The organism is Bacillus sp. M13(2017) (assembly GCF_002218325.1).
In the GTDB taxonomy this organism is placed as follows: Bacteria; Bacillota; Bacilli; order Bacillales; family Bacillaceae_G; genus Bacillus_A; species Bacillus_A thuringiensis_K.
In genome coordinates, this window is record NZ_KZ268502.1 from 245,763 (window position 1) to 270,932 (window position 25,170).

Below are 25,170 nucleotides of genomic sequence, written 5' to 3' on the forward strand. Positions count from 1 at the left end.
GCACCATAAGTAGGTAAAAATCTCATATGGGAGGCTATAAAGTATGATTGTAACAACAACGTCTACAATTCAAGGAAAAGAAATTATTGAGTATATCGATATCGTCAATGGAGAAGCGATTATGGGCGCGAATATTGTTCGTGACCTTTTCGCCTCTGTTCGTGACGTTGTCGGCGGTCGTGCGGGCGCTTATGAAAGTAAATTAAAAGAAGCACGCGACATCGCAATGGAAGAAATGAAAACTTTCGCAAGACAAAAAAATGCGAATGCAATTGTTGGTATAGACGTGGATTACGAAGTAGTTCGCGAAGGAATGCTAATGGTTGCGGTGAGCGGGACTGCTGTCCGTATATAAAAGTAAAAAGCCGTGCTGATGCACGGCTTTTTACTTTTATATGTCGAAGTTTCAATATTCCTTGGGAAATGTGGAAGGCCCCGTCGATATATAGGGAAGACATTAGAGTGCTTCTTTACATTTTTGAATTTGAGTTAATAATTTTGCATATTCTTGTTCGAGAGATGTGATGTCATCGTGATGATTTGGAATGGAAATCCGGCCGATGACTTCTGTTAATTTTGTTTGTAATCGTAACAATTCTTGTTCAGTAACATTTACAGAATCTCCGCTGGTTCTTTTTGTGTATTGCTCGTAATTACCGTGGAAGATTCTTGGTTCACTCTCATCTACTTGGAGAATATGGTCTGCAACAGAGCGAATAAAGGCACGGTCATGGCTAATAAAAAGTATAGTGCCAGGATACTCCTGTAACATGGTTTCTAATTCTTCTTGCGTTGCTAAGTCTAAATGGTTTGTCGGTTCATCGAGCAGAAGCATATTATAGTTTCCTAAAAATACTTTTGCGAGTGCAGCCTTCATTCGTTCACCCCCGCTTAGAATGTGCACAGGTTTATGAACATCCTCACGGCGGAATAGAAGCCGCGCAAGTATTGTGCGAACGAATGCTTCCGTATAGTTTGTTTCTTCTAGAACATTTTCTAAAATTGTTTTATCTGTTTTTAAAATAGATAATGTTTGTTCGAAGTATCCAATTTTACAACTTTTCGATAGCTGCATGCCACGCTCGTTTGTGAGAAGCATGTTGAACAAAGTGGTTTTGCCGCTTCCATTTGCCCCTAAAACGGCAAGCTTTGCACCAGGGGCAATAGTTCCATTCATATTTTTAAATAGTGTGCGGTCGCCTATTTTCTTTGTTGCTTTATTGAATTGTACTGCCACCTTACTATGAATGGGTGTATGGTATTGTACGTCAAATTGAGCTTGAGAAAGATCCTTTGGTTTTTCCTTCTTTTCTAGTTTTTCGAGACGTGTCTCTAATGCTTTCGCTGCTTTGCTAACTTGTTCTTGGCCATGAGCCCCACTTAACCTATAAAGTCTAGATTCAGATGAACTGAACCGTGTTGGGATTTTTGTCATGTTAGAAGCACGTTGTTTTCTTTGTAGAATGGATTGTTCTAAACGATTTTTTTCTTGTATATATTGCTCATATTCTGCTTGTTTTTGTATTCGTTCACGTTCTTTTTGTTTTCGATAGTTTGAATAATTCCCTTTGTACTCTTGAATAATACCGTCTTCAATTTCAATAATTTTGGTACATATATTATCTAGAAATTCACGATCATGCGATATTAAAACAAGTGCCCCTTTATAAGATGAAAGTGCCTTTTCTAATTGCTCTGTACCGACCATATCTAAGTGGCTTGTTGGTTCATCAGCGAATAAAATGCCTGCATTTTGTTCGAGAGCATGAGCAATCTTTAGCCGCATTCGTTCACCGCCGCTCATTGCGTCGGTAACGTTTGAAATACTCCATTTTCCTTTTGCGAGAGAAGAAGCGGTTTCCGGTAGTTCTTCGCTAAGCTGAGGAATGATGGCGATAGAACTATGATGAGTTACTATGCCTCTGTCAGCTTCTATTTCTTTACTTAATATTTGTAATAACGTAGATTTACCAGCTCCGTTGACTCCGACAATTCCTATGCGATCCTGTGCTTGAATTTCCAGTGATGGTAATGTAAATAGTGTGCGATCACCAAAGCTCTTTTCAATATTACTTGCGAATAAAATAGTCATAAAAAACCCTCCCTAGTTTCACTAGAGAGGATAAACGTCGCCCTTGTATGTAAAAAATCGTACATAAATAAACGATTTTTTACATGATCGTTTCGAAAGAAAGTATCGACAAATGGACAGACTAATCCCCTGCTAGTTTTCATCATTTTTGTTCACTATTTGTGATGGATGAAATAAATAAGAGAATTAGAACTTCATTGGTCAAAGTACCTTCCTTTCATAATATTACTTTTATTGTATACGCATACAAAAGGGTTTGTCAAACTTATTTCTGTTCGCTATTTTTGAATTTATTATTATACAATTGTGCTTTTGCCAGCGCCTCAGCATCGTTTTTAATTTTATTTAGTCCATTCGCATCCCCAATAACATAACCTTCAAATGAAGAACCAACAAAATCAAAGATATATTGGAATTGAGCAATAAGCGGTAATGCTTTTAGCTTTGGATTGTCCCCGCCAACGATGACAACATACATTTTTTTGCCTTTCATTTTTTCTTTGAAATGAAGAGATGTATCGCGCAAGCTTTGTGACCAGCGATCAACAAAGTTTTTCATATGTCCACTCATTCCGTACCAATATAATGGTGTAGCAAAGATAATTGTGTCGTGCTCTAGCATGCGTTTCGTTAACTGCTCATAGTCATCATTTACAGGTTGGAATCCTTCTGCATCATGACGTTGGTCTGTAATAGGATAGACGGTATGATCACGCAAGTAAATTTGTTCTGTTTCAATGCCCTCTATCATCATATGTGTTAAAGCTTCTGTATTTCCGTTTTGTCTTGAACTGCCATGTATAACAAACATGTAATCATCCCTTTTCTTTTGCTTGTTTTAGGAGTGAAACGTGTTTTTGCAAATTCGTTTGGATGTTGGAAAGCAATGTGATTTGTTTTGTTACTTCATTGAGTTTATCTTCATAAAGCGTAAGGATACTGCTACACGGATTGTCGTACAGGTGCGGTTCAATTGCAAGGCAACGCAGCATCCTTGCCGTCTCTTCTAAATTTAAGCCGATTTGTAAGTACATTTGAATCAGCTCCACTTTTTCGATGGCACTTTCATTAAAATCACGGTAGCCATTTGCGAGGCGCTTAGAAGGGAGTAGTCCCTTTTCTTCGTAATGTCTTATTGATCTTTCGCTAACGCCAGTTTCTTTTGATAATTCTCCAATTCGCAATGTGTTTCACTCCTTTTACATGTATTGTAAACCTTCACACTAATGTGAAGGTCAACTCTGTTTTTTCGCAAAAGAATCTACATGATTTAAGAACACTTGAATGGCTTTAGATGGAATGAAATATTTGCCGCGTACGATGGAGAATGGACGGATGAGTTGTTCATTTGGAACTTCGACGTGGAATAGTTCTTTTGCTAGTAGCTCTTTCCGTACAGTCCAATCAGAAAGTATAGCGATGCCAAGCCCGGCACTAACAGCTTCCTTTACGCTTTGGATACTACTGAATGTAAAGAATCGTTTCATTTTTAAATGGTGTTGATGAATAAAGCGATCACTATAAGCGCGTGTACCAGAACCACTTTCTCTTAATACCCATACTTGATCTTGGAGTGTGCTTTCATTTATTTCATTTGTGCGGAGCAATGGATGATTTGGCGGGACGACGAGCTTCATTTCATCTTGCATAAATGTTTCAACGTCAACGTCAGCGTATACGACTTGCCCTTCCACTAAGCCGATATCAATTTGATTAGAACGAAGGCTCTGCAAAACGTCTTCTGTATTTGAGATGAAAGTATGAACTTCGACGTGTGGGTTTTCATTCGCATAGTTAGCCAATATTTTTGGAAGTAAGTATTCACCAATTGTAAAACTAGCACCAATGCGAAGTGTTCCTGTTACAACGTTATGTAGTTCGTTAATTTCTTGTTTAGCATCTTCGTAAAGAGAGAGCATTTGCTTTGCATGTATATATAATATGTTTCCTGCTTCCGTAACTTGGACGTGTTTCGGGGAGCGTTGAATAAGCGTAGTGCCAAATTCGTTTTCTAAGTTGCGTATATGCATACTTACGCCAGGCTGTGAAAGGTTTAATAATTCTGCTGCACGGGAGAAGTGTTTCTGTTCAACGACAGTAACAAAAATTTTTAAAATGTCTACGTTCATATAATCTGCTCCTTTCTTTTTCTATCATCTTATCATAAGTATTTCTGATGATAGAGATTTGGTATTGATATTAAACTTATTATAGAAACTCTCTTATAATGTAAGTAGAAAGAACATGCATGTTCCAATACGATTATTGGGGTGGTACAAGGTGGAACAAACACTTGTTATACAAAAGAAGAAGGGCTTTGGATTTTCGCAAGGAATTGGGATTACATTATTAATCGCAATTGCCGCGAAATATTTAGCAGAGCTTCCATTTTTAAATATTATGGGACAATTAGTAATTGCTATTCTAATTGGGATGATTTGGCGCGCTGCAATTGGAGTTCCTCACGATGCGATTGCAGGAACGAACTTTGCGAGTAAGAAGTTGCTGCGCTTTGGAATCATCTTACTTGGAATGCGATTAAATCTTGTTGATATTGCGAAGGCGGGACCGAAAGTATTGGTCATCGCGGCGGTTGTTATTACATTTACTATTTTTGTTGTATACGGATTAACGAAAGTATTTAAAGTAGAAAAGAAACTTGGAATTTTAACTGCATGCGGTACGGCAATTTGCGGCGCAGCCGCGGTCGTGGCAATTGCACCGCAAGTGAAAGCAAAAGATGACGAAACGGCAGTTGGAGCAGCAATCATCGCAATTTTAGGTACTATATTTACGCTTATTTATACGTTATTATATCCAGTGCTTGGTTTATCTCCGTACGGTTACGGTGTATTCTCAGGTGCGACGCTTCACGAAATCGCTCATGTCATCGCAGCTGCGGCGCCAGGAGGAAGCCCGGCTGTAGACATCGCAGTTATCGTGAAACTAACGCGCGTTGCAATGCTTGTACCAGTAGCGATTTTAATCGGATTATGGTTTGGTAAGAGCGAGGGAAGCAAGGAAAAAAGATCGTGGCGCGACCTTCCAATTCCGTGGTTCATCTTCGGGTTTTTAGCAATGAGTGCAGTGCATTCGCTCGGGATTATTCCAGAAGTAGTTGCGGGATATATTGTTGTCATTGCTTATATGCTAATCGCAATGGCGATGGCAGGGCTCGGTTTAAATGTAGAGTTTAAAACATTCCGTAAATTAGGAAGTAAAGCATTCGTGGCAGGGCTGATTGGCTCGATTTGCTTATCGGTTCTTGGATACGTTCTTGTATATGCGTTAGGATTTATGTAGTAGAGGAGAAAGCTGTTCCTGAAGGTATTTGGGGACAGCTTTTTCTTATGATTATAGTAGCGCTACGGATGTCGATATTTGTCGGTAAGTCGATATATTTGAAAAATCGCCGATATAAATGGAGTTGCGCTGATATATTTGGGAAATCGCCGATATAATTTAAGTTGCGCTGATATATTTGGGAAATCGCTGATATAAATTGAATTACTCTTGTACTTCGTTAGAGTAGATGTTCAGTGAAATATTTTTCTAAAATTTGTAAAGATATCTTTATTTAAAACTGGAAAATATTTATAATTCAAGTAAAGATATCTTTACTTTTGAAGGTGGATTCTATGGGTGTGAAAAATAAAATAAAAGAATTAAGAAAGCAAAATCATATAACACAAGTTGAAATGGCAAAGGCGATGCAGGTGACGCGGCAGACGATCGTGGCGATTGAAAATCATCATTACAACCCGAGTCTAGAGCTATCCTTAAAAATCGCCAAATATTTTGGAGTGAAGGTGGAGGAAATCTTTACGCTGGAGTAAGGAGAAAGAAAATAACTGACAAGCTTGAGAGATTTCAATTAAATTAAACGTTTAAATATATAAGGATTGGTTTTGGTTTATTAATTAGTTTAATTAGTACGGCATCAACGAGCGTGTTGGCAACAAGGAATAATAGATAGAAAAAGGGGAACTGGGATGGGATTACCGGTGTTATGTGTCGCTACAGCTATATTTGCGCTTCTTTGGGGAATGCAAAACTTTTCTCGTAATCCAGTGCCGAGTATGTGTATTATGATTGGTACTGTAGGTTTATCGTATTATTTATTATTATTATTAGCCCATTATCATAAAACGGCAACGAGTGTTGTTGTTGGAGCACTTATTTTATTTTGTGGGCGCGCTGTACAAAAAGGATTATTTCCGTAAAAGCTGTTTATACGAAGAGTATAAACAGCTTTTTGTATTTTTTTACAAAAGGCTTGAAAGTGACGTAACGTCATCTTTTATAATGAAGGGGAAGAGGTGATGGTAGTGATTTCAATACAACAATTGACGAAAGAAACAGGGGTAACAGTACGTACATTACGTTATTATGATCAAATAGATTTATTAAAGCCGAGCGGGAAAACAGAAGGCGGGCATCGGTTATATAGTGAAAATGACGTTATTCGTTTGCAACAAATTTTATTTTTAAAGGAAATGGGATTTTCATTAAAAGAGTCTGCGAATATGTTAGTAAAAGGTGAGCTTAATTTAAAGGATTTGCTTGAAAAACAACTTCGATTTGTACAGGAAGAACAAAAGAAGTTTAATCGAATGGAGCGTGTTTTACAAGCTGTTGTTTATTCGGTAGATGTAGAGGGAGAACTTGATTGGAAAGTTATGTTTGAACTGATTCAGCTTTCAAAACAGTCTTCTCGTATACGTGAAATATTTCAAAATGAAGTGTTTTCAAAGGAAGAACAAAAATTGCTTCATAATTTGCCAAATATGAGTGAACAAGATCCGAATGTTTTAGAGTGGGTAGATGTATTAAAGCAATTACGCACTTTTATGAAATACGGCAAAGAAGTCGCGAGTGATGAGGTACAAAGGGCAACGAAGAGATTAATGCAGAAGTGTTTAGAAATGGCCAATGGTGATGAAGCATTTTTAGATAAGTTATGGGAAGTTAGAAAATCGAAGGAAGATTCACAGAAAATGAGCATGTATCCAATTGAAGAAGAATTTTTATTATATATGGATGAAGCTTTTCGTATATATGATGAAAAGGAGAAGGGTAAATGAGTATACTCGCAGAATATCGTTGGTATTTTTTAATTGGGGCAGAGATTGTATTTTGGTTATCGGCTATCGGTTTCTTTTTACTCCGTTACGGATTCCGTTTGAAGAAGGCAAGCTTTATTATGGGGATTGTACTACTCGTAAATGAAGTGTTCATTTTATCCTTAGGAGTAGTGGACTATTATCAAACAGGAAAGTTCTCTAACTTTCAGATCATTACTGTAATTATTTTATTGTATGCAGTTTTCTACGGGAAAAAGGATTTGAAGAAGCTTGATATATTTGCGCAAAAGCTAGTTGCGAAATGGCGGAATGAACCAGCGCCAATTATGGAAGAGCACGTAGAATTAACAGGTATGGCTTATGCGAAGCAGGAAATAAAAAATTGGGTATTACATCTTGTTTTATTCGTTGGTGTGCACATATTCTTTTACTTCGCGTATGGATTTATTCCATTTGAAAAATGGGGTAATTGGTTAGAATCGGGAATCGTTTTAAATAAAGCTGCAAGTCGCGTCAGCCAAGTGTGGGCGATTGTATTTTTAATTGATACAGCAATTTCATTTTCATATGTTATTTTTCCGAAGAAGGAGAAAGGAAAAGAAAAGCTACTTTCATAGTTGAAAGTAGCTTTTGGGTATACAAATAATTTTTATAGGAGAGGATAAAAATAGGAAAAAGAACCATTTATATATATCTATTTCTCTTTAGTTTAGTAGCATGTTCACCATCTAACACTACAATTAACAAGAAGAATGATGTCATTGTAAAGGGAACCAGGATTTCCAATCTAGATAAATTCGAGCAGTTCGTTTGGAATGTGGAACAAGGGAAAGTTGATGAAATAAGAATTGTACAGTATACCGAAGAAGATGACCCGGTTTTTCAAACATTAGAGCATAGTGGGAAAGATATACATTATGTGTTAGATAGTAGACAAGACAAATTTGCTGGTGAGGATAAGAGGTTATATAAAGATAGCTGTAAAAGGATTGTTAAAGAGCAGTGTGAATCGCAAACGGCTTATAGGTTAATAGACTGTGTGAATGAAAATGGGCGCAATGGATATGACTTAGTATATGTACCTAAAAAATAGAATTAGTAGAGGAAGGAAGTATTTACTCCTTCCTTTTTCTACGTGTATATTGTCGAAAATTTTACCGAATATCTGTTCGTTTTTTTAGGTTTTTTATAGGTATTCGTGGTAAAATAATAATACAGATTTTTATGAGGAGGTCGGATTTTCTTGGAACGTCAATTTGAAATTGTCTCAGCGTATTCCCCGCAAGGTGATCAGCCGGTAGCTATAGAGAAGCTTGTAGAGGGAATTAATAGTGGAAAGAAAAAGCAAGTGTTGCTTGGAGCGACAGGAACGGGTAAGACATTTACGATTTCAAATGTCATTAAAGAAGTGCAAAAGCCAACACTTGTTATGGCTCATAATAAAACGTTAGCAGGGCAGTTATATAGTGAGTTGAAAGACTTTTTCCCGAATAATGCAGTTGAATATTTTGTTAGTTACTACGATTATTACCAGCCAGAAGCGTATGTACCACAAACAGATACGTTTATTGAAAAGGATGCGCAGATTAATGATGAAATTGATAAATTGCGTCACTCGGCAACGTCTGCATTATTTGAACGGGACGATGTAATTATCGTTGCGAGTGTTTCGTGTATATATGGCTTAGGTTCTCCAGAAGAATACCGCGAGTTAGTTGTTTCGCTTCGAGTTGGTATGGAAAAAGACCGCAATCAATTGCTTCGTGAACTTGTTGATGTACAGTATGGACGTAATGATATTGATTTCAAGCGTGGTACATTCCGTGTGCGCGGAGATGTAGTTGAAATCTTCCCAGCATCACTTGATGAGCATTGTATTCGAATTGAGTTTTTCGGTGATGAAATCGATCGTATTCGTGAAGTAAATGCGTTAACAGGTGAAGTATTAGCAGAACGTGATCATGTAGCAATCTTCCCAGCATCTCACTTCGTTACACGTGAAGAGAAAATGAAGGTCGCTATTGAAAATATCGAAAAAGAATTAGAAGAGCGTTTAAAGGAATTAAATGATAATGGTAAGTTGTTAGAAGCGCAGCGTATAGAACAGCGTACACGTTATGATTTAGAAATGATGCGTGAGATGGGCTTTTGTTCAGGCATTGAAAACTATTCCCGCCATTTAACGCTTCGACCAGCAGGGGCAACACCGTATACGTTATTAGATTATTTCCCTGAAGATTTCTTAATCGTCATGGATGAGTCGCACGTATCAGTACCGCAAGTAAGAGCGATGTATAACGGTGACCAAGCACGTAAGCAAGTGCTTGTGGATCATGGATTCCGTCTGCCATCGGCTTTAGATAATAGACCGCTTATGTTTGATGAGTTTGAAGAGAAAACAAATCAAGTTATTTATGTTTCAGCAACGCCAGGACCGTACGAGTTAGAGCAGTCGCCAGAAGTAATAGAGCAAATTATTCGTCCAACAGGGCTTTTAGATCCACCAATTGATATACGACCAATTGAAGGTCAAATTGATGATTTATTAGGAGAAATTCAAGATCGTATTGCAAAAAATGAGCGTGTATTAATTACGACTTTAACGAAGAAGATGTCAGAGGATTTAACGGATTACTTAAAAGATGTAGGAATTAAAGTGAACTATCTTCACTCTGAAATTAAAACGTTAGAACGTATTGAAATTATTCGTGATCTTCGCCTTGGTAAGTTTGATGTACTTGTCGGTATTAACTTATTACGAGAAGGATTAGATATTCCAGAAGTATCACTTGTCGCTATTTTAGATGCTGATAAGGAAGGGTTCTTACGTTCAGAGCGTTCATTAATTCAAACAATCGGTCGTGCCGCACGTAATGAAAACGGCCGCGTTATTATGTATGCAGATCGTATAACGAAATCTATGGGAATTGCGATTGAAGAAACGAAGCGTCGTCGTAGTATACAAGAAGCTTACAATGAAGAGCATGGTATTACGCCGAAAACGATTCAAAAAGGCGTTCGTGATGTTATCCGTGCAACGACAGCTGCTGAAGAAACGGAAACGTATGAAGCAACGCCAGCTAAGAAGATGACGAAAAAAGAGCGCGAAAAGACAATTGCGAAGATGGAAGCAGAGATGAAAGAAGCAGCAAAAGCGTTAGACTTCGAGCGTGCAGCTGAACTAAGAGATTTACTATTAGAATTAAAAGCGGAAGGGTGAAAAAAGTGAGTAAGAGCAAGGATTTTATCGTTGTAAAAGGTGCTAGAGCACATAACTTAAAAAATATTGATGTAACCATTCCGAGAAATCAGCTTGTCGTTGTAACGGGATTGTCTGGTTCGGGGAAATCATCATTAGCATTTGATACGATTTATGCAGAAGGGCAGCGCAGATACGTAGAGTCATTATCTGCGTATGCGCGCCAGTTTTTAGGACAAATGGATAAGCCGGATGTGGACACGATTGAAGGATTGTCACCAGCGATTTCAATCGATCAAAAAACAACGAGTCGTAATCCACGTTCAACTGTCGGAACGGTAACGGAGATTTATGATTATTTACGTTTATTATTTGCGCGAATTGGTACGCCAATTTGTCCAAATCATGGGATTGAAATTACATCACAAACAGTAGAGCAGATGGTAGACCGTGTTCTTGAATATCCTGAACGTACGAAATTACAAGTGTTAGCTCCTATCGTGTCTGGGCGTAAAGGTGCACATGTGAAAGTACTTGAAGATATTAAGAAGCAAGGATATGTTCGTGTACGTGTTGATGGTGAAATGCTTGATGTATCTGAAGAGATTATGTTAGATAAAAATAAAAAGCATTCCATTGAAGTTGTAATTGACCGTATTGTTGTAAAAGAAGGAATCGCAAGCCGTCTTGCTGATTCACTTGAAAGTGCATTAAAGCTTGGCGGAGGCCGAGTGTTAATTGATGTAATGGGAGAAGAGGAACTTCTATTTAGTGAACATCATGCTTGTCCGCATTGTGGTTTTTCAATCGGAGAATTAGAGCCGCGTATGTTCTCATTCAACAGTCCGTTCGGAGCATGTCCTTCTTGTGATGGACTTGGTTCAAAGCTAGAGGTCGATTTAGAGCTTGTTATCCCGAACTGGGATTTATCATTAAATGAACATGCGATTGCGCCTTGGGAACCGACAAGTTCACAATACTATCCACAACTTTTACAATCTGTATGTAATCACTACGGCGTTGATATGGATGTGCCTGTGAAAGATATACCGAAAGATTTATTTGATAAAGTGTTGTACGGAAGCGGTGAAGAGAAAGTTTATTTCCGCTATGTAAATGAATTTGGTCAAGTAAAGGAAAATGAGATTTTATTTGAAGGTGTTATTCCAAATATTGAACGTCGTTATCGCGAAACGAGTTCTGATTACATTCGTGAGCAAATGGAAAAGTATATGGCAGAACAAGCTTGTCCGAAGTGTAAAGGTGGACGTTTAAAACCTGAGAGTTTAGCTGTTTTCGTTGGTGGGAAAACGATTGCTGATGTAACGAAATATTCTGTTCAAGAAGTACAGGAATTCTTCTCAAATGTGGAGTTAACGGAGAAACAACAAAAAATTGCTCATTTAATTTTAAGAGAAATTCAGGAGCGCGTTGGGTTCTTAGTAAACGTCGGTTTAGATTATTTAACGTTAAGTCGTGCCGCCGGAACATTATCAGGTGGTGAGGCGCAGCGTATTCGTTTAGCGACGCAAATTGGTTCTCGTCTTACTGGCGTGCTTTACATTCTTGATGAGCCTTCTATCGGTTTACACCAGCGTGATAACGATCGTCTTATTCGTACATTGCAAGAAATGCGTGATTTAGGTAATACGTTAATTGTTGTTGAGCATGATGAAGATACGATGATGGCAGCTGACTATTTACTTGATATCGGGCCTGGCGCAGGTATTCACGGTGGACAAGTCGTATCAGCAGGTACACCAGCTGAAGTGATGCAAGATGAGAATTCATTAACAGGGAAGTATTTAAGCGGTAAAGAGTTTATTCCGGTTCCACTTGAAAGACGTAAAGGTGACGGACGTAAAGTGGAGATTGTCGGCGCAAAAGAGAATAACTTAAAGAATGCGAAGATGTCATTTCCACTCGGTACGTTTGTAGCGGTAACAGGGGTATCTGGTTCTGGTAAAAGTACGATGATTAATGAAGTACTATATAAATCGTTAGCGCAAAAGCTATATAAAGCGAAAGCGAAGCCAGGTACTCATAAAGAGATTAGAGGTCTTGAACATTTAGATAAAGTAATTGATATTGATCAATCGCCAATTGGTCGTACACCACGTTCTAATCCAGCGACGTACACAGGTGTATTCGATGATATTCGTGATGTGTTTGCACAAACGAATGAAGCGAAAGTGCGTGGATATCAAAAAGGACGTTTCAGTTTTAACGTAAAAGGTGGCCGTTGTGAAGCGTGCCGTGGTGATGGAATTATTAAAATTGAAATGCACTTCTTACCAGACGTATACGTTCCGTGTGAAGTTTGTCACGGTAAACGATATAATCGTGAAACGTTAGAAGTGAAATATAAAGATAAGAATATTTCTGAAGTGTTAGGGATGACAATTGAAGATGGAGTAGACTTCTTCGCCAATATTCCTAAAATTAAGCGTAAACTTCAAACGCTTGTAGATGTTGGGCTTGGTTATATGAAATTAGGTCAACCAGCAACAACATTATCTGGTGGGGAAGCACAGCGTGTGAAATTAGCTTCTGAATTACACCGTCGTTCTACAGGTCGTACGTTATACATTTTAGATGAGCCAACGACTGGTTTGCATGCGCATGATATTGCACGTCTTTTAGAAGTGCTGCAACGTCTTGTTGAGAGCGGTGAAACTGTACTTGTAATTGAACATAATCTAGATGTAATTAAAACAGCTGATTATATCGTTGATCTTGGACCAGAGGGCGGAGATAAAGGTGGACAAATCGTTGCTTCTGGAACGCCAGAGCAAGTAGTGAAAGAAGAGCGCTCGTACACAGGTAAGTATTTAAAAGAGATCTTAAATCGTGATAAAGCAAGAATGAAAGAGAAAATAAAAGAAGTAGAGTTATCGCAATAAGTTTATTGATGAAAACCGAGTGGAAATGACGCTCGGTTTTTTATTGTATAGGGGGAGAAGATGGAGTTTTTAGAGATGTTAAGGAAGAAAAATATGAAGGTAAGAGAATTTCAAAGTTGGGGTATATATTTTCGCAAGCGCTGGGAGGATCACTTTGCAAATCATTTAAGTGATGAAGAAAAAGAAGATATTTTTCTTTATGGAGATAGGTATGCATGTGGTTATCTATGGCACATATTTAGTTATGAGAAAAAGAAGTGTTTAGAAGGAACAGAAGCAGAGAGAGCGTTTCATAATGAAGCGAAAAAGGAGTGCTATGTTTTCTACCAACACTGTGATGAAGTACTGTTAATAAAGGATGCGAGTTTGTTACATATGGATGATATATTGTGTGAGACAGACGATGCGTATAAAGGCGATATCTATATTGTAGATAAAGATTTCACTTGGACCTTTGTAAAAACTCATGAAAATAGGTGGTGTGGTCCTTATTTTGCGAGGAAGTGTTAGTAGGTATACAAGCATGAAGAGTAGAATAAGTTGATATAAGTATTTGTATGATACTTGCGTTTATTATCTATTAGCGTATGATGAAATATATATGGTTAAAAGGATGTGTAACGAAATGAGATGGATTGTATCACTTCTTGTAAATAGCGTTGTGTTAATCGCTGTATCGGGACTTTTAAAAGGGATTGCACCAGATGCATTTTACGTAGCAAATATACAAACTGCAATTATTGCGAGTATTATTTTGGCTGTTTTAAATGTGTTCGTAAAACCGTTTTTAATTTTAATTACGTTACCAATTACGGTTGTAACTTTCGGGTTCTTCTTAATTGTTATTAATGCGATTACGTTAAAAATAGCAGATTCATTATTAGGAGATGCTTTTAATATATCAGGATTTGGTGTAGCGATTGTTGCGGCAATTTGTATTTCAATTTTTAATATGATAATTGAAAAGGCAATTGTTGAACCTCTATATGAAAAAAAGAGAAAGTGACAAAAAGAAAAACATTTCATTATTCGTATGAAATGTTTTTTTCTATTTATTAGAAACCGTATTTCTTGTTTCCAGAAAAAAATGGTACAATATCCGATAGAATGGAATTTCACATCAAACGAGACTGAACCCGCAGCGGAGTGGAGGTTTATACATATGCCGAAAGTAAGGACAAAAGATTTAATTGAACAATTTCAATTGGAGTTAATCAGTGGTGAAGAAGGCATTCATCGTCCGATTGATACAAGTGATTTATCACGACCTGGAATTGAAATGGCAGGATTTTTTACATACTATCCAGCAGATCGTGTGCAGCTTCTTGGTAAAACGGAGCTTACGTTCTTTGATACGTTAACAACAGAGCAAAAACAAGAGAGAATGAAAGCGCTTTGTACTGAGGAGACGCCATGTATTATTATAACTCGTAATCAAGATGTACCAGATGAGTTATTACAAGCATCACGTGAATCAGGCATGCCTTTATTACGTTCTTCTCAAACGACGACGAGATTATCAAGTCGTTTAACCAATTATTTAGAAGGTAAGTTAGCACCAACAACTGCTGTTCATGGTGTATTAGTAGATATTTACGGTGTTGGTGTTTTAATTACAGGTCAAAGTGGTGTTGGTAAAAGTGAGACAGCTCTTGAGCTTGTAAAGCGTGGTCACCGCCTTGTTGCTGATGATAGTGTAGAAATTCGCCAAGAAGATGAAGACACATTAGTAGGAAGCTCACCAGATTTAATCGAGCATTTATTAGAAATTCGTGGTCTAGGTATTATTAACGTTATGACGTTATTCGGTGCAGGGGCAGTACGAAATTATAAGCGTATTACACTTGTTATTAATCTTGAAATTTGGGATCAAAAGAAAAATTATGATCGCTTAGGTCTTGATGAAGAGAAGATGAAAATTATTGATACAGAACTTACGAAGATTACACTTCCAGTTCGTCCTGGTCGAAACTTGGCTGTTATTATTGAAGTAGCAGCGATGAACTTCCGTTTAAAACGTATGGGAGTCAATGCAGCACAACAGTTCTCAGAACGATTAATGAGTGCGATTGAGTTAGGAAATCAGGAGTAAACTTTGGAGAGGGAGGTCATATACATATGCTGTTAGCTTCTGTACCACAGCTTGACCGTGTAGCTATCCAACTTGGGCCGTTTCCTGTGTATTGGTACGGGATTATTATTGGTACAGGTGTGCTATTAGGTCTTTGGCTGGCAACTCGCGAGGGAGAAAGGCTAGGTATTCCAAAAGATACATTTGTTGACCTTGTATTAATTGCGGTACCGATCGCTATTCTTTTTGCGAGAATGTACTATGTTATTTTTGAATGGGAATACTACGCACAAAATCCGAGTCAAATTATTAATATTCGTCAAGGTGGTTTGGCGATTCATGGTGGTTTAATCGGGGCTGTTATTACCGGAATTCTTTTTGCGAAGCGACGTGGAGTTTCCTTCTGGAAGTTGGCTGATATTGCTGCTCCAAGTATTTTACTAGGACAAGCAATTGGCCGATGGGGAAACTTTATGAACCAAGAGGCGCATGGTGATGAAGTAACGAGACAGTTTTTAGAAGGTCTTCATTTACCAGATTTCATTATTAATCAAATGTATATTGAGGGTGTGTACTATCATCCGACGTTTTTATATGAATCATTATGGAATTTTGTAGGTGTAATTTTACTACTTGCATTAAGAAAAGTGAATTTACGTCGCGGGGAATTATTCTTCACATATTTAATTTGGTATTCAGTAGGACGCTTCTTCGTAGAAGGCTTACGTACAGATAGTTTAATGCTAGGACCACTTCGTATTGCACAAGTAATGTCAATTGGACTTGTTGTTATTTCTATTATTTTCATTATTGTGAGACGAAAAATGGGGCAAGCTGATAAAAGATATTTAGAAAATTAGAGAAAAGTAGCATCTTATTATAAGATGCTGCTTCTTTCATATTCAGGAAAGAGAAAGGACTCAGGCAATGAAAATAAATACAGTGTTATTTGATTTAGATGGAACGTTAATTAATACAAATGAACTTATTATTTCTTCTTTTTTACATACTTTACATACATATTATCCAAATCAATATAAGCGTGAAGATGTATTGCCATTTATCGGTCCGTCTTTGCATGATACTTTCAGTAAGATTGATGAAAGTAAGGTTGAAGAGTTAATTACAAGCTATCGTCAATTTAACCATGATCATCATGATGAATTAGTAGAAGAATATGAAACTGTATATGAAACAGTTCAAGAGTTGAAGAAGCAAGGTTATAAAGTTGGTATTGTTACAACGAAAGCGAGACAAACCGTTGAGATGGGATTACAGTTGTCAAAGCTTGATGAATTTTTTGATGTTGTCGTGACAATTGATGATGTAGAGCATGTGAAACCACATCCGGAGCCACTTCAAAAAGCGCTTGAATTATTAGATGCAAAACCAGAAGAGGCATTGATGGTTGGGGATAATCATCATGATATTGTCGGTGGTCAAAATGCGGGGACGAAAACAGCTGCGGTTTCATGGACGTTGAAAGGTAGAGCGTATTTAGAGGCTTACAAGCCGGACTTTATGCTAGATAAAATGAGTGATTTGCTACCGATTTTGTCTAATATGAACCGTTCATAAAGGTCCAAGTAAGTTAGTAGAGGAGCGAGCTAAGTGCGACGGACAACGCGCTATCCTGTTTCAGGAGAAAATTCGTTATGGAATGTGTATAAAACAGTGTCTTTTTGGAAGGTAATGAAAAACTTTATTATTATCCAAATTGCGCGTTACACGCCATTTTTATCTGTGAAGAATTGGTTGTACCGTACTTTTTTACGGATGAAAGTAGGAAAGAAAACATCATTTGCACTTATGGTTATGCCGGACATTATGTTCCCAGAAAAGATAACTGTGGGAGAGAATTCGATTATTGGCTATAACACAACGCTTTTAGCACATGAATATTTAATTCGTGAATATCGACTTGGCGAAATCGTCATTGGAAATGAAGTAATGATTGGAGCGAATGTAACAATATTACCAGGTGTGAAAATTGGAGACGGTGCGACTGTCTCAGCTGGCACACTTGTTCATAGAGATGTACCGAGCGGTGCTTTCGTAGGTGGAAATCCAATGCGTATTATTTATACGAAAGAGCAAATGACCGCAAGAGAAGGTTCATGGTGAAAATGTAACATTTCTCCTCTTTTTTTATGAATAAAAAGGAAATAATTGAGTATAATATACTGTTTTGTTTTTTACGGAATCGTTTATACTTATAGATAGAAGAATGTGTGAACGAAGAAAACAAAAAACTGGAGGATATATGGGGAAAAATCAAAGGATATATAAGGAGAACGGACAAGTTATCTCTTTTAATCAATTAGCGGACTTCTTTTATAAAAAAGGGATGAGAGCTTACAAAGGACAAAAATTGCAAGATGCAATTAAATATTTTCGAAGAGCGGCACAAAGTGAGAAGGAGCCGTTTATTCTATGTCAATTAGCAACAGTATTATCTGAGGCTGGTGAATATCAAGAATCGAATCAAATCTTCTTAAAGTTAGTTAGATCTAATCCAGAACTTGAACAGTGCTATTATTTTATTGCAAATAATTATGCATATATGGGGTTATTTCAACAGGCGAAGAAATATGCAGATCGTTATTTAGAAGTTGCAAAAGAGAAGGAATTCGTAGAAGATACATTAGAACTTCTTGAGATTATGGAAGAAGAAGCAATGGGTGCGGAAGAGATTGAAGATGAAGATGATTTAATTGTTATGCAGGAAGAAGCGAATCGTTATATTCGTAATGGACAATTGGAAGAAGCAATTGCTACATTAGAAATTGTTACTAAGGATTATCCGGAGTTTTGGTCAGGGCATAATAATTTAGCCATTGCACATTTTCAATCTGGTAATGTAGACAAAGCACTGAAGTTAACAGAAATGATTTTAGAGAAAAATCCTGGTAATATACATGCGCTTTGTAATACGCTTATTTTTCTATATTCAATTGGAGAGCATAAACAAGTAGAAGCGTTAGCGGGACAGCTAGTTTCAGTATATCCAATTTCATTTGAACATCGTTTGAAACTGGGAACTACACTTGCAACAATTGGTTATTTCGAGCATGCATATAAATGGTTCAAACTATTAAAGCGTCAAGGATACGAGGGAGACGTTAGTTTTTATTATTGGTTTGCATATTCTGCGTATATGGTGAAAGATCAACAACTAGCTGAAAAAATGTGGCAACATGTCGTGGAATTGCATCCTGATAAAAAGGGAAAAGAACCGTGGAATGCGCTGAATTTAGCAGATGAAGGACAAAACGTGTTATTTGAAGAATTACGAAAATCATTTCAGCAAAGTGCGACGCTAGAAGAACAAATGCTAGCTTTATATTTAATGAATGAATTGTCAACGCCGGAGAAGGTTGGATTCTTTTTTGATATAACGCAAGCGAAGAACGGTGTTCCCATCGTGTCGCAACTTGCAAAGTACTTCTTTTTACTTAATAGTCATAAGAGTATTCCAGCTGATTTACAACAATTTGAGCAGTGCGTACGAATCGCGGATGCATTATACAATTATACGAAAAAAGATGATGAATTAATTGAAGAGTGTTTACACTTTTGGTTTTGTACGTTCATACGTTTATATACATCTGGAGACATATTTACAAATGTGTACGGCTGGTCAGCTGCGATTGAATACATTGTACGCGGCGAACAAGGAAATAAAATGACACAGTCGGAGCTTGGAGATGTATATAATGTATCTGTAGCGACTGTCCGAAAGTATGTGCAAGCTGTTAAGCGTACGCACACATAAGATAAGCAAATCATTGGGAAAAAAATGATGCTAACAGTATAATGAGGGTAACTTAATTGTGTAGGAATGGATAGGAGTGAATAGTGTGTCAGAAGAAAAAATTTATGATGTCGTTATTATTGGTGCAGGACCAGCTGGTATGACAGCTGCAGTATATACATCTCGTGCAAATTTAAGCACATTAATGCTTGAGCGTGGTATTCCAGGTGGCCAAATGGCAAACACGGAAGATGTAGAAAACTACCCAGGTTATGAGTCTATTTTAGGACCAGACTTATCAAATAAAATGTTCGAGCATGCAAAGAAATTTGGTGCCGAATATGCATACGGTGATGTAAAAGAAGTCATCGATGGTAAGGAATACAAAACAATTATTGCTGGTAAAAAAGAATATAAAGCACGTGCAATTATCGTTGCAAGCGGTGCAGAGTATAAAAAAATTGGTGTACCGGGTGAAACAGAACTTGGCGGCCGCGGTGTATCATATTGTGCAGTATGTGACGGGGCATTCTTTAAAGGAAAAGAACTTATCGTAATTGGCGGCGGAGATTCTGCTGTTGAAGAGGGTGTGTTCTTAACACGCTTCGCATCAAAAGTAACGATCGTTCACCGTCGTGACACGCTTCGTGCACAGAAAATTTTACAAGACCGTGCTTTCCAAAACGAAAAAGTAGATTTCATTTGGAACCACACGATAAAAGAAATCAACGAAGCAAGTGGTAAAGTAGGAAGTGTAACACTTGTGGACGTAAATAGTGGAGAAGAGAAAGAAGTCAAAACTGATGGCGTATTCGTATACATCGGTATGTTACCTTTATCAAAACCATTTGTTGAACTAGGTATTACAAATGAAAATGGTTACCTTGAAACGAACGAGCGTATGGAAACGAAAATCCCTGGTATTTTCGCAGCTGGTGATGTTCGTGAGAAAATGCTTCGTCAAATTGTAACTGCAACAGGTGACGGTAGTATTGCAGCGCAAAGTGCACAACATTACGTAGAAGAATTATTAGAGGAATTAAAAACTGTATCAGAAAAATAAGGGATAATATACCTTGTGAGAAGAAAGCTACCGACAGGAGCTTTCTTCTTTTTTTGTGTGAAAATGTCAAAGTTTTGTCAAAAAATATAAGGATTATAAGCTTTCTTATTGATATACTGGACTTTACGGAAAAAATCACTATAAGAAATGAGGAATTTATTCAGTATGGAATGGCGTAATATATATCGTGGATTTTGTATGGGCGTTAGTGATTTAATTCCTGGTGTGAGCGGCGGTACAATCGCTGTTGTGTTAGGGATTTATGAACAATTGCTTGCGGCAATTAGTGGATTCTTTAGTCGTGAATGGAAAAAACATTTAGGATTTTTAATTCCCCTTGCAGCTGGCGTGGCAGCGGCATTTTTAACGTTAAGTCACGTTATTAAATATTTACTTGCAAATCATTATGAACCGACTCAATTTTTCTTCCTCGGTTTAATTATTAGTATATTACCGATGCTAATGAGGGAAGCTGATGCAAAGTCGTCGTTTAAAGGTAAGCACATCGTTTTATTAATAGTTGCAGCAATTCTTGTTGCGATTACAGCTTTCTTTAAACCAGATAAGGCAGCAGATCCAATTACGACTTTAACAATTTTAAATGCAATTGGTTTATTTTTCGCAGGATGGATGGCTAGTATGGCCATGCTGCTTCCTGGAATTAGTGGATCGTTTATTTTATTAATTATTGGTGTGTATCCGACAGCAATTAACGCTTTAACTACACTTAACTTACCTTTAATCGTGGTTATCGGTGCTGGTGTTATGGTTGGATTTGTTGTAAGTAGTAAAGGCATTAGTTTTTTATTAGATCGTTATAAAAGTATGACATTTGCGGCAATTATTGGACTTGTAATCGGTTCAATTGTAATTGTATTCCCTGGGATTCCGACTGGCGGATTTTCAATTATAAGTTCAATTATTACCTTTATTTTAGGCTTTGCGATTGTTACTTATTTCGGTAAGAAATAAGGGCTTTAATCCCCTTGACGATAAAAATCGTTAAGGGGATTTTTCATGCTATTCATTAAAAATCTAAGCATTTACATTGCTTGTTATAGAAAGCTTTTTTAAAATTGCTGAGTAGCATATGCTTAGCGAAAGAGGACTGGCTCCTTCGTTGTAGCAAACTGTTTTTGATAGTATAATGAAATAAGTATGCAGTGAGGAATTTTACTGCAAGTAGCTGAGGTGAAGAAACATGCAAAGAGTGACAAACTGTGTGTTAATTAGAGATAATGAAGTACTCTTACTCCAAAAACCTCGCCGGAATTGGTGGGTTGCACCAGGCGGGAAAATGGAGCGTGGGGAGACTGTAAGAGATTCCGTTGTTCGCGAGTATCGTGAAGAAACAGGTATTTATTTGAAAAACCCAGCGTTAAAGGGGGTCTTCACCTTTGTCATCCAAGAAGGTGATAAAGTTGTTTCTGAATGGATGATGTTCTCCTTTTTAGCGACAGATTTTGCAGGAGAAAACAAACTAGAGAGCGAAGAAGGCATCATTGGTTGGCATACATTTGATAAAATTGATGATTTAGCAATGGCGCCAGGAGATTATCACATTATTGATTATTTAATTAAAGGAAATGGCATAATCTACGGTACATTTGTATATACTCCAGATTTTGAGTTGCTTTCATATCGATTAGATCCGAGTTAAACCGTCAAGGAGAGGATACGATGACAGAGAATAATGATATAAAAATGGTAATTATTACAGGAATGTCTGGAGCTGGAAAAACAGTAGCTTTACAAAGTTTTGAAGATTTAGGATATTTTTGTGTAGATAATTTGCCACCGATGTTATTGCCAAAGTTTATTGAGCTTATGGCGGATTCAAAAGGGAAAATGAATAAAGTGGCACTTGGTATTGATTTACGTGGCCGCGAGTTTTTCGAACATTTATGGGGAGCACTTGATGATTTATCAGAACGTACATGGATTATTCCTCATATTTTATTTTTAGATGCGAAAGATAGTACGCTTGTAACTCGTTATAAAGAAACGAGACGTTCGCATCCACTTGCACCAACTGGTTTGCCGTTAAAGGGAATCGAAGCTGAGCGCAATTTATTAACAGATATGAAGGCACGAGCGAATATTGTGCTTGATACATCGGATTTAAAACCGAAAGAATTACGTGAAAAAATCGTTCACTTGTTCTCAACAGAAACTGAGCAAGCATTCCGTGTAAATGTTATGTCATTTGGATTTAAGTACGGTATTCCAATTGATGCAGATTTAGTATTTGATGTTCGTTTTTTACCAAATCCATATTACATTCCACATATGAAGCCATTAACAGGACTAGATGAAGAAGTTTCTTCCTATGTACTGAAATTTAATGAGACACATAAGTTTTTAGAGAAGTTGACGGATCTGATTACTTTCATGCTGCCTCATTATAAAAGAGAAGGCAAAAGTCAACTTGTAATTGCAATTGGATGTACAGGTGGACAGCATCGTTCTGTTACGCTTACAGAATACCTTGGGAAACATTTGAAACCAGAGTATAGTGTTCATGTATCTCATCGTGATGTGGAGAAGAGAAAGGGCCATTAAGGGATGAAAAAAGAGAGAAAGCCTAAAATTGTCATCATGGGAGGCGGAACTGGACTCTCTGTTTTATTAAGAGGATTAAAGCAATATCCTGTTGATATTACAGCAGTTGTTACAATTGCTGATGATGGTGGCAGTTCAGGTAGATTACGTGATGAGCTAGAAATTCCACCTCCAGGTGACATCCGTAACGTACTTGTTGCGTTATCGGATGTAGAGCCACTGGTGGAAGCTTTATTTCAGCACCGTTTCACAACAGGAGACGGACTGAAAGGTCATGCGTTAGGAAATCTATTGTTGGCAGGTATGACCTCGATTACAGGAGACTTTTTCCATGCGATTACGGAAACAAGTAAAGTATTAAATGTCAGAGGACGTGTATTACCAGCAGCGAATCAAAGTGCGGTACTTCATGCGGAACTTGAAGATGGAGAAATTGTAACAGGTGAATCAAAGATTCCTTATTACGGAAAGAAGATTAATCGCGTCTTTTTGACTCCAGAAGATGTAGAGCCATTGCATGAAACGTTGGCTGAGATTAAACGAGCTGATTTACTTGTTTTCGGCCCAGGAAGTTTGTATACGAGTATATTACCCAATTTAGTTGTTAACAAAATTGGAGACGCTGTTCTTGCTGCAAAGGCGAAGAAGGTATATGTATGTAACGTTATGACACAAGCGGGTGAAACGATGGGATATACTGCTTTTGATCATGTGCAGGCGTTACACGATCATTTAGGGCAACCATTTATTAATACTGCAATTGTAAATAACCGTGAGATTCCTTGTGAATTACGTAAGTTATATGATGAAGAAATGTCTACACCAGTTGTAGTGGATGAAGAACGTTTTGTTGAAAATAATATTGATGTTATTCAAGAGGGATTAGCGAAGTATGATGATCATGTTGTAAGGCATGATACGTTAAAGTTAGCTTCGATTTTATATTCATTGTTATAAATATGCGTTGCCTCGTTTGAGGTAGCGCTCCTCATTCATATAGGACAAGATTTTTGTTCCGCAATAATCGTATAAGGAGGTGTTGACTGTGTCATTTGCATCAGAAACAAAGAAAGAGTTGACGAATCTTGAGATGAAGGAATGCTGTGAGAAAGCAGAATTATCAGCGTTGCTTCGAATGAACGGGTCGCTTTCTTTTTCAAACCGTCGTCTATCTATCGATATTCAAACGGAAAATGCGGCAATTGCAAGAAGGATTTATACGCTTTTGAAAAAAGGATATGACGTGACGGTAGAATTACTTGTTCGTAAAAAAATGCGATTGAAGAAAAATAATGTATATATTGTGCGGCTTGTTGAGAAGTCTCGTGAAATATTAGCTGATCTTCATATCGTTCGAGATGACTTTTCATTTATTCGAAATATATCACAAGAATTGATTGAGAAGAAATGTTGTAAACGATCGTATTTACGAGGTGCATTTTTAGCAGGTGGTTCAGTAAATAACCCAGAAACATCATCTTATCATTTAGAAATCTTTTCGTTATATAAGGAACATAATGATGCTATATGTGAACTGATGAACGGATTTGATTTAAATAGTAAGACGTTGGAAAGAAGAAAAGGGTACATTACGTATTTGAAAGAAGCAGAAAAAATTACAGAGTTTTTAAATATTATAGGTGCTCATAATGCGCTTTTAAGATTTGAAGATATTCGAATCGTACGTGATATGCGTAATTCTGTAAATCGTTTAGTGAACTGCGAAACAGCTAATTTAAATAAAACAATTGGTGCAGCACTAAGGCAGATTGAAAATATTCGTTACATTGATGAGACAGTTGGTCTTGATATATTGCCGGATAAACTACAAGAGATTGCGCAATTACGAAGAGATTATCAAGATGTAACATTGAAAGAGTTAGGTGAGATGGTATCCGGGGGGAAGATTAGTAAGTCGGGTATTAATCATCGTTTGCGTAAAATCGATGAAATTGCAGAGAAATTACGCGCGGGGGAAACGGTAGTAAAAAAATAAGAGGTTAAAGGGGAAATGGAGCTGTGGTTCAAAAAAGAGTTCGGGTTTCATTAAAAAACGGTTTACAAGCACGTCCGGCTGCGTTGTTTGTACAAGAGGCAAATCGCTTTCATGCAGATATCTTCATCGAGAAAGATGGAAAGACAGTAAATGCAAAGAGCATAATGGGGATTATGAGCTTAGCAATTGGAACTGGAAGCATGATAACAATTACAACAGAAGGTTCAGATGCAGAAGAGGCTTTAGAAGCATTAGCTGCATATGTACAGTAAAAAAGCTATCGCGCATGTGCGATAGCTTTTTTGTTTTGTTATTTGCTGGTGGAGGTGGGGTATGTGGGGGGGATGTTTGTCGAGAATTGTCGGTAAGTCGATAAGTTGTGTCGAAACGTCGATATATGAAAATAATCGCCGATATAATTGGGGTTACGGTCGATATATTTGAAA

27 protein-coding genes are annotated in these 25,170 nt (G+C 37.4%); 23 read left to right on the plus strand and 4 right to left on the minus strand.

Features of this window, described 5'->3' with window-relative positions:
• Window positions 1-43 precede the first annotated feature (43 nt).
• Window positions 44-355 (plus strand): heavy metal-binding domain-containing protein, encoded by a 312-nt coding sequence (locus CGQ22_RS10380; protein WP_000637523.1) that lies wholly within the window; start codon window positions 44-46, stop codon window positions 353-355.
• Window positions 356-457: 102 nt separating this feature from the next.
• Here the strand turns inward: CGQ22_RS10380 and abc-f are convergent, their stop codons facing one another.
• The 4 genes from abc-f to CGQ22_RS10400 all read right to left on the minus strand — a co-directional run bounded on the left by abc-f (window position 458) and on the right by CGQ22_RS10400 (window position 4,221).
• Complete coding sequence (gene abc-f / locus CGQ22_RS10385; RefSeq protein ID WP_061884750.1) at window positions 458-2,092, minus strand: ribosomal protection-like ABC-F family protein; 1,635 nt, start codon at window positions 2,090-2,092, stop codon at window positions 458-460.
• A 265-nt stretch (window positions 2,093-2,357) separates the two neighbouring features.
• Window positions 2,358-2,903, minus strand: a complete 546-nt coding sequence (locus CGQ22_RS10390; protein WP_089148674.1) for a flavodoxin family protein — start codon at window positions 2,901-2,903, stop codon at window positions 2,358-2,360.
• Between the two features lie 4 nt (window positions 2,904-2,907).
• Complete coding sequence (locus CGQ22_RS10395) at window positions 2,908-3,276, minus strand: MerR family transcriptional regulator (protein WP_001219187.1); 369 nt, start codon at window positions 3,274-3,276, stop codon at window positions 2,908-2,910.
• Between the two features lie 51 nt (window positions 3,277-3,327).
• A complete protein-coding gene (locus CGQ22_RS10400; RefSeq protein WP_001099987.1) occupies window positions 3,328-4,221 on the minus strand; it encodes a LysR family transcriptional regulator in 894 nt (297 codons plus the stop codon).
• A 151-nt stretch (window positions 4,222-4,372) separates the two neighbouring features.
• Here CGQ22_RS10400 and CGQ22_RS10405 point away from each other — a divergent pair, with 151 nt between their 5' ends.
• The 22 genes from CGQ22_RS10405 to CGQ22_RS10510 all read left to right on the plus strand — a co-directional run bounded on the left by CGQ22_RS10405 (window position 4,373) and on the right by CGQ22_RS10510 (window position 24,996).
• Window positions 4,373-5,395: a YeiH family protein gene (locus tag CGQ22_RS10405; protein ID WP_000438406.1), complete on the plus strand. Its 1,023-nt coding sequence runs from the start codon at window positions 4,373-4,375 to the stop codon at window positions 5,393-5,395.
• Window positions 5,396-5,730: 335 nt separating this feature from the next.
• Window positions 5,731-5,928, plus strand: a complete 198-nt coding sequence (locus CGQ22_RS10410; protein ID WP_000538364.1) for a helix-turn-helix transcriptional regulator — start codon at window positions 5,731-5,733, stop codon at window positions 5,926-5,928.
• A gap of 156 nt (window positions 5,929-6,084) precedes the next feature.
• Window positions 6,085-6,315 (plus strand): hypothetical protein, encoded by a 231-nt coding sequence (locus CGQ22_RS10415; protein ID WP_089148675.1) that lies wholly within the window; start codon window positions 6,085-6,087, stop codon window positions 6,313-6,315.
• A gap of 99 nt (window positions 6,316-6,414) precedes the next feature.
• Complete coding sequence (locus CGQ22_RS10420; protein WP_000260359.1) at window positions 6,415-7,176, plus strand: MerR family transcriptional regulator; 762 nt, start codon at window positions 6,415-6,417, stop codon at window positions 7,174-7,176.
• On the plus strand, window positions 7,173-7,793 hold the full coding sequence (locus CGQ22_RS10425; RefSeq protein ID WP_000025199.1) for a hypothetical protein: 621 nt from the start codon (window positions 7,173-7,175) through the stop codon (window positions 7,791-7,793). The genes CGQ22_RS10420 and CGQ22_RS10425 overlap by 4 nt, the downstream gene beginning before the upstream one ends.
• A gap of 44 nt (window positions 7,794-7,837) precedes the next feature.
• Window positions 7,838-8,269: a DUF4362 domain-containing protein gene (locus CGQ22_RS10430; RefSeq protein WP_033690032.1), complete on the plus strand. Its 432-nt coding sequence runs from the start codon at window positions 7,838-7,840 to the stop codon at window positions 8,267-8,269.
• Window positions 8,270-8,419: 150 nt separating this feature from the next.
• On the plus strand, window positions 8,420-10,396 hold the full coding sequence (gene uvrB, locus CGQ22_RS10435; protein ID WP_061884745.1) for an excinuclease ABC subunit B: 1,977 nt from the start codon (window positions 8,420-8,422) through the stop codon (window positions 10,394-10,396).
• 5 nt (window positions 10,397-10,401) lie between these two features.
• Window positions 10,402-13,278: an excinuclease ABC subunit UvrA gene (gene uvrA, locus CGQ22_RS10440; protein WP_089148676.1), complete on the plus strand. Its 2,877-nt coding sequence runs from the start codon at window positions 10,402-10,404 to the stop codon at window positions 13,276-13,278.
• Between the two features lie 60 nt (window positions 13,279-13,338).
• Complete coding sequence (locus tag CGQ22_RS10445; protein ID WP_000394732.1) at window positions 13,339-13,788, plus strand: DUF4275 family protein; 450 nt, start codon at window positions 13,339-13,341, stop codon at window positions 13,786-13,788.
• Window positions 13,789-13,903: 115 nt separating this feature from the next.
• Window positions 13,904-14,284, plus strand: coding sequence for a phage holin family protein (locus CGQ22_RS10450; RefSeq protein ID WP_001267308.1), 381 nt, complete (start codon window positions 13,904-13,906; stop codon window positions 14,282-14,284).
• Window positions 14,285-14,440: 156 nt separating this feature from the next.
• Window positions 14,441-15,370, plus strand: coding sequence for an HPr(Ser) kinase/phosphatase (gene hprK, locus CGQ22_RS10455; RefSeq protein ID WP_001127251.1), 930 nt, complete (start codon window positions 14,441-14,443; stop codon window positions 15,368-15,370).
• A gap of 26 nt (window positions 15,371-15,396) precedes the next feature.
• Window positions 15,397-16,209 carry a prolipoprotein diacylglyceryl transferase gene (gene lgt, locus CGQ22_RS10460; RefSeq protein ID WP_046946629.1) on the plus strand — a complete coding sequence of 271 codons (813 nt, stop codon included), beginning with the start codon at window positions 15,397-15,399 and terminating at the stop codon, window positions 16,207-16,209.
• 67 nt (window positions 16,210-16,276) lie between these two features.
• Complete coding sequence (ppaX, locus tag CGQ22_RS10465) at window positions 16,277-16,927, plus strand: pyrophosphatase PpaX (RefSeq protein ID WP_000700960.1); 651 nt, start codon at window positions 16,277-16,279, stop codon at window positions 16,925-16,927.
• 33 nt (window positions 16,928-16,960) lie between these two features.
• Window positions 16,961-17,473, plus strand: a complete 513-nt coding sequence (locus tag CGQ22_RS10470) for an acyltransferase (protein WP_001255070.1) — start codon at window positions 16,961-16,963, stop codon at window positions 17,471-17,473.
• Between the two features lie 139 nt (window positions 17,474-17,612).
• Window positions 17,613-19,124 carry a tetratricopeptide repeat protein gene (locus CGQ22_RS10475; protein ID WP_000517724.1) on the plus strand — a complete coding sequence of 504 codons (1,512 nt, stop codon included), beginning with the start codon at window positions 17,613-17,615 and terminating at the stop codon, window positions 19,122-19,124.
• A gap of 85 nt (window positions 19,125-19,209) precedes the next feature.
• Entirely contained in the window at window positions 19,210-20,166 is a 957-nt protein-coding gene (gene trxB, locus CGQ22_RS10480; RefSeq protein ID WP_001288078.1) for a thioredoxin-disulfide reductase, read from the plus strand.
• Between the two features lie 165 nt (window positions 20,167-20,331).
• Entirely contained in the window at window positions 20,332-21,138 is an 807-nt protein-coding gene (locus CGQ22_RS10485; protein ID WP_000455196.1) for a DUF368 domain-containing protein, read from the plus strand.
• 229 nt (window positions 21,139-21,367) lie between these two features.
• Entirely contained in the window at window positions 21,368-21,826 is a 459-nt protein-coding gene (locus CGQ22_RS10490; protein ID WP_001190080.1) for an NUDIX hydrolase, read from the plus strand.
• A 20-nt stretch (window positions 21,827-21,846) separates the two neighbouring features.
• The gene (rapZ, locus tag CGQ22_RS10495; protein ID WP_000138459.1) at window positions 21,847-22,728 is read left to right on the plus strand and encodes an RNase adapter RapZ; all 882 of its coding nucleotides are present in this window, start codon (window positions 21,847-21,849) and stop codon (window positions 22,726-22,728) included.
• Window positions 22,729-22,731: 3 nt separating this feature from the next.
• Complete coding sequence (locus CGQ22_RS10500; RefSeq protein ID WP_000712186.1) at window positions 22,732-23,685, plus strand: gluconeogenesis factor YvcK family protein; 954 nt, start codon at window positions 22,732-22,734, stop codon at window positions 23,683-23,685.
• 88 nt (window positions 23,686-23,773) lie between these two features.
• The gene (gene whiA, locus CGQ22_RS10505; protein WP_089148677.1) at window positions 23,774-24,724 is read left to right on the plus strand and encodes a DNA-binding protein WhiA; all 951 of its coding nucleotides are present in this window, start codon (window positions 23,774-23,776) and stop codon (window positions 24,722-24,724) included.
• 23 nt (window positions 24,725-24,747) lie between these two features.
• Window positions 24,748-24,996 carry an HPr family phosphocarrier protein gene (locus tag CGQ22_RS10510; RefSeq protein ID WP_000250310.1) on the plus strand — a complete coding sequence of 83 codons (249 nt, stop codon included), beginning with the start codon at window positions 24,748-24,750 and terminating at the stop codon, window positions 24,994-24,996.
• Window positions 24,997-25,170: the final 174 nt, after the last annotated feature.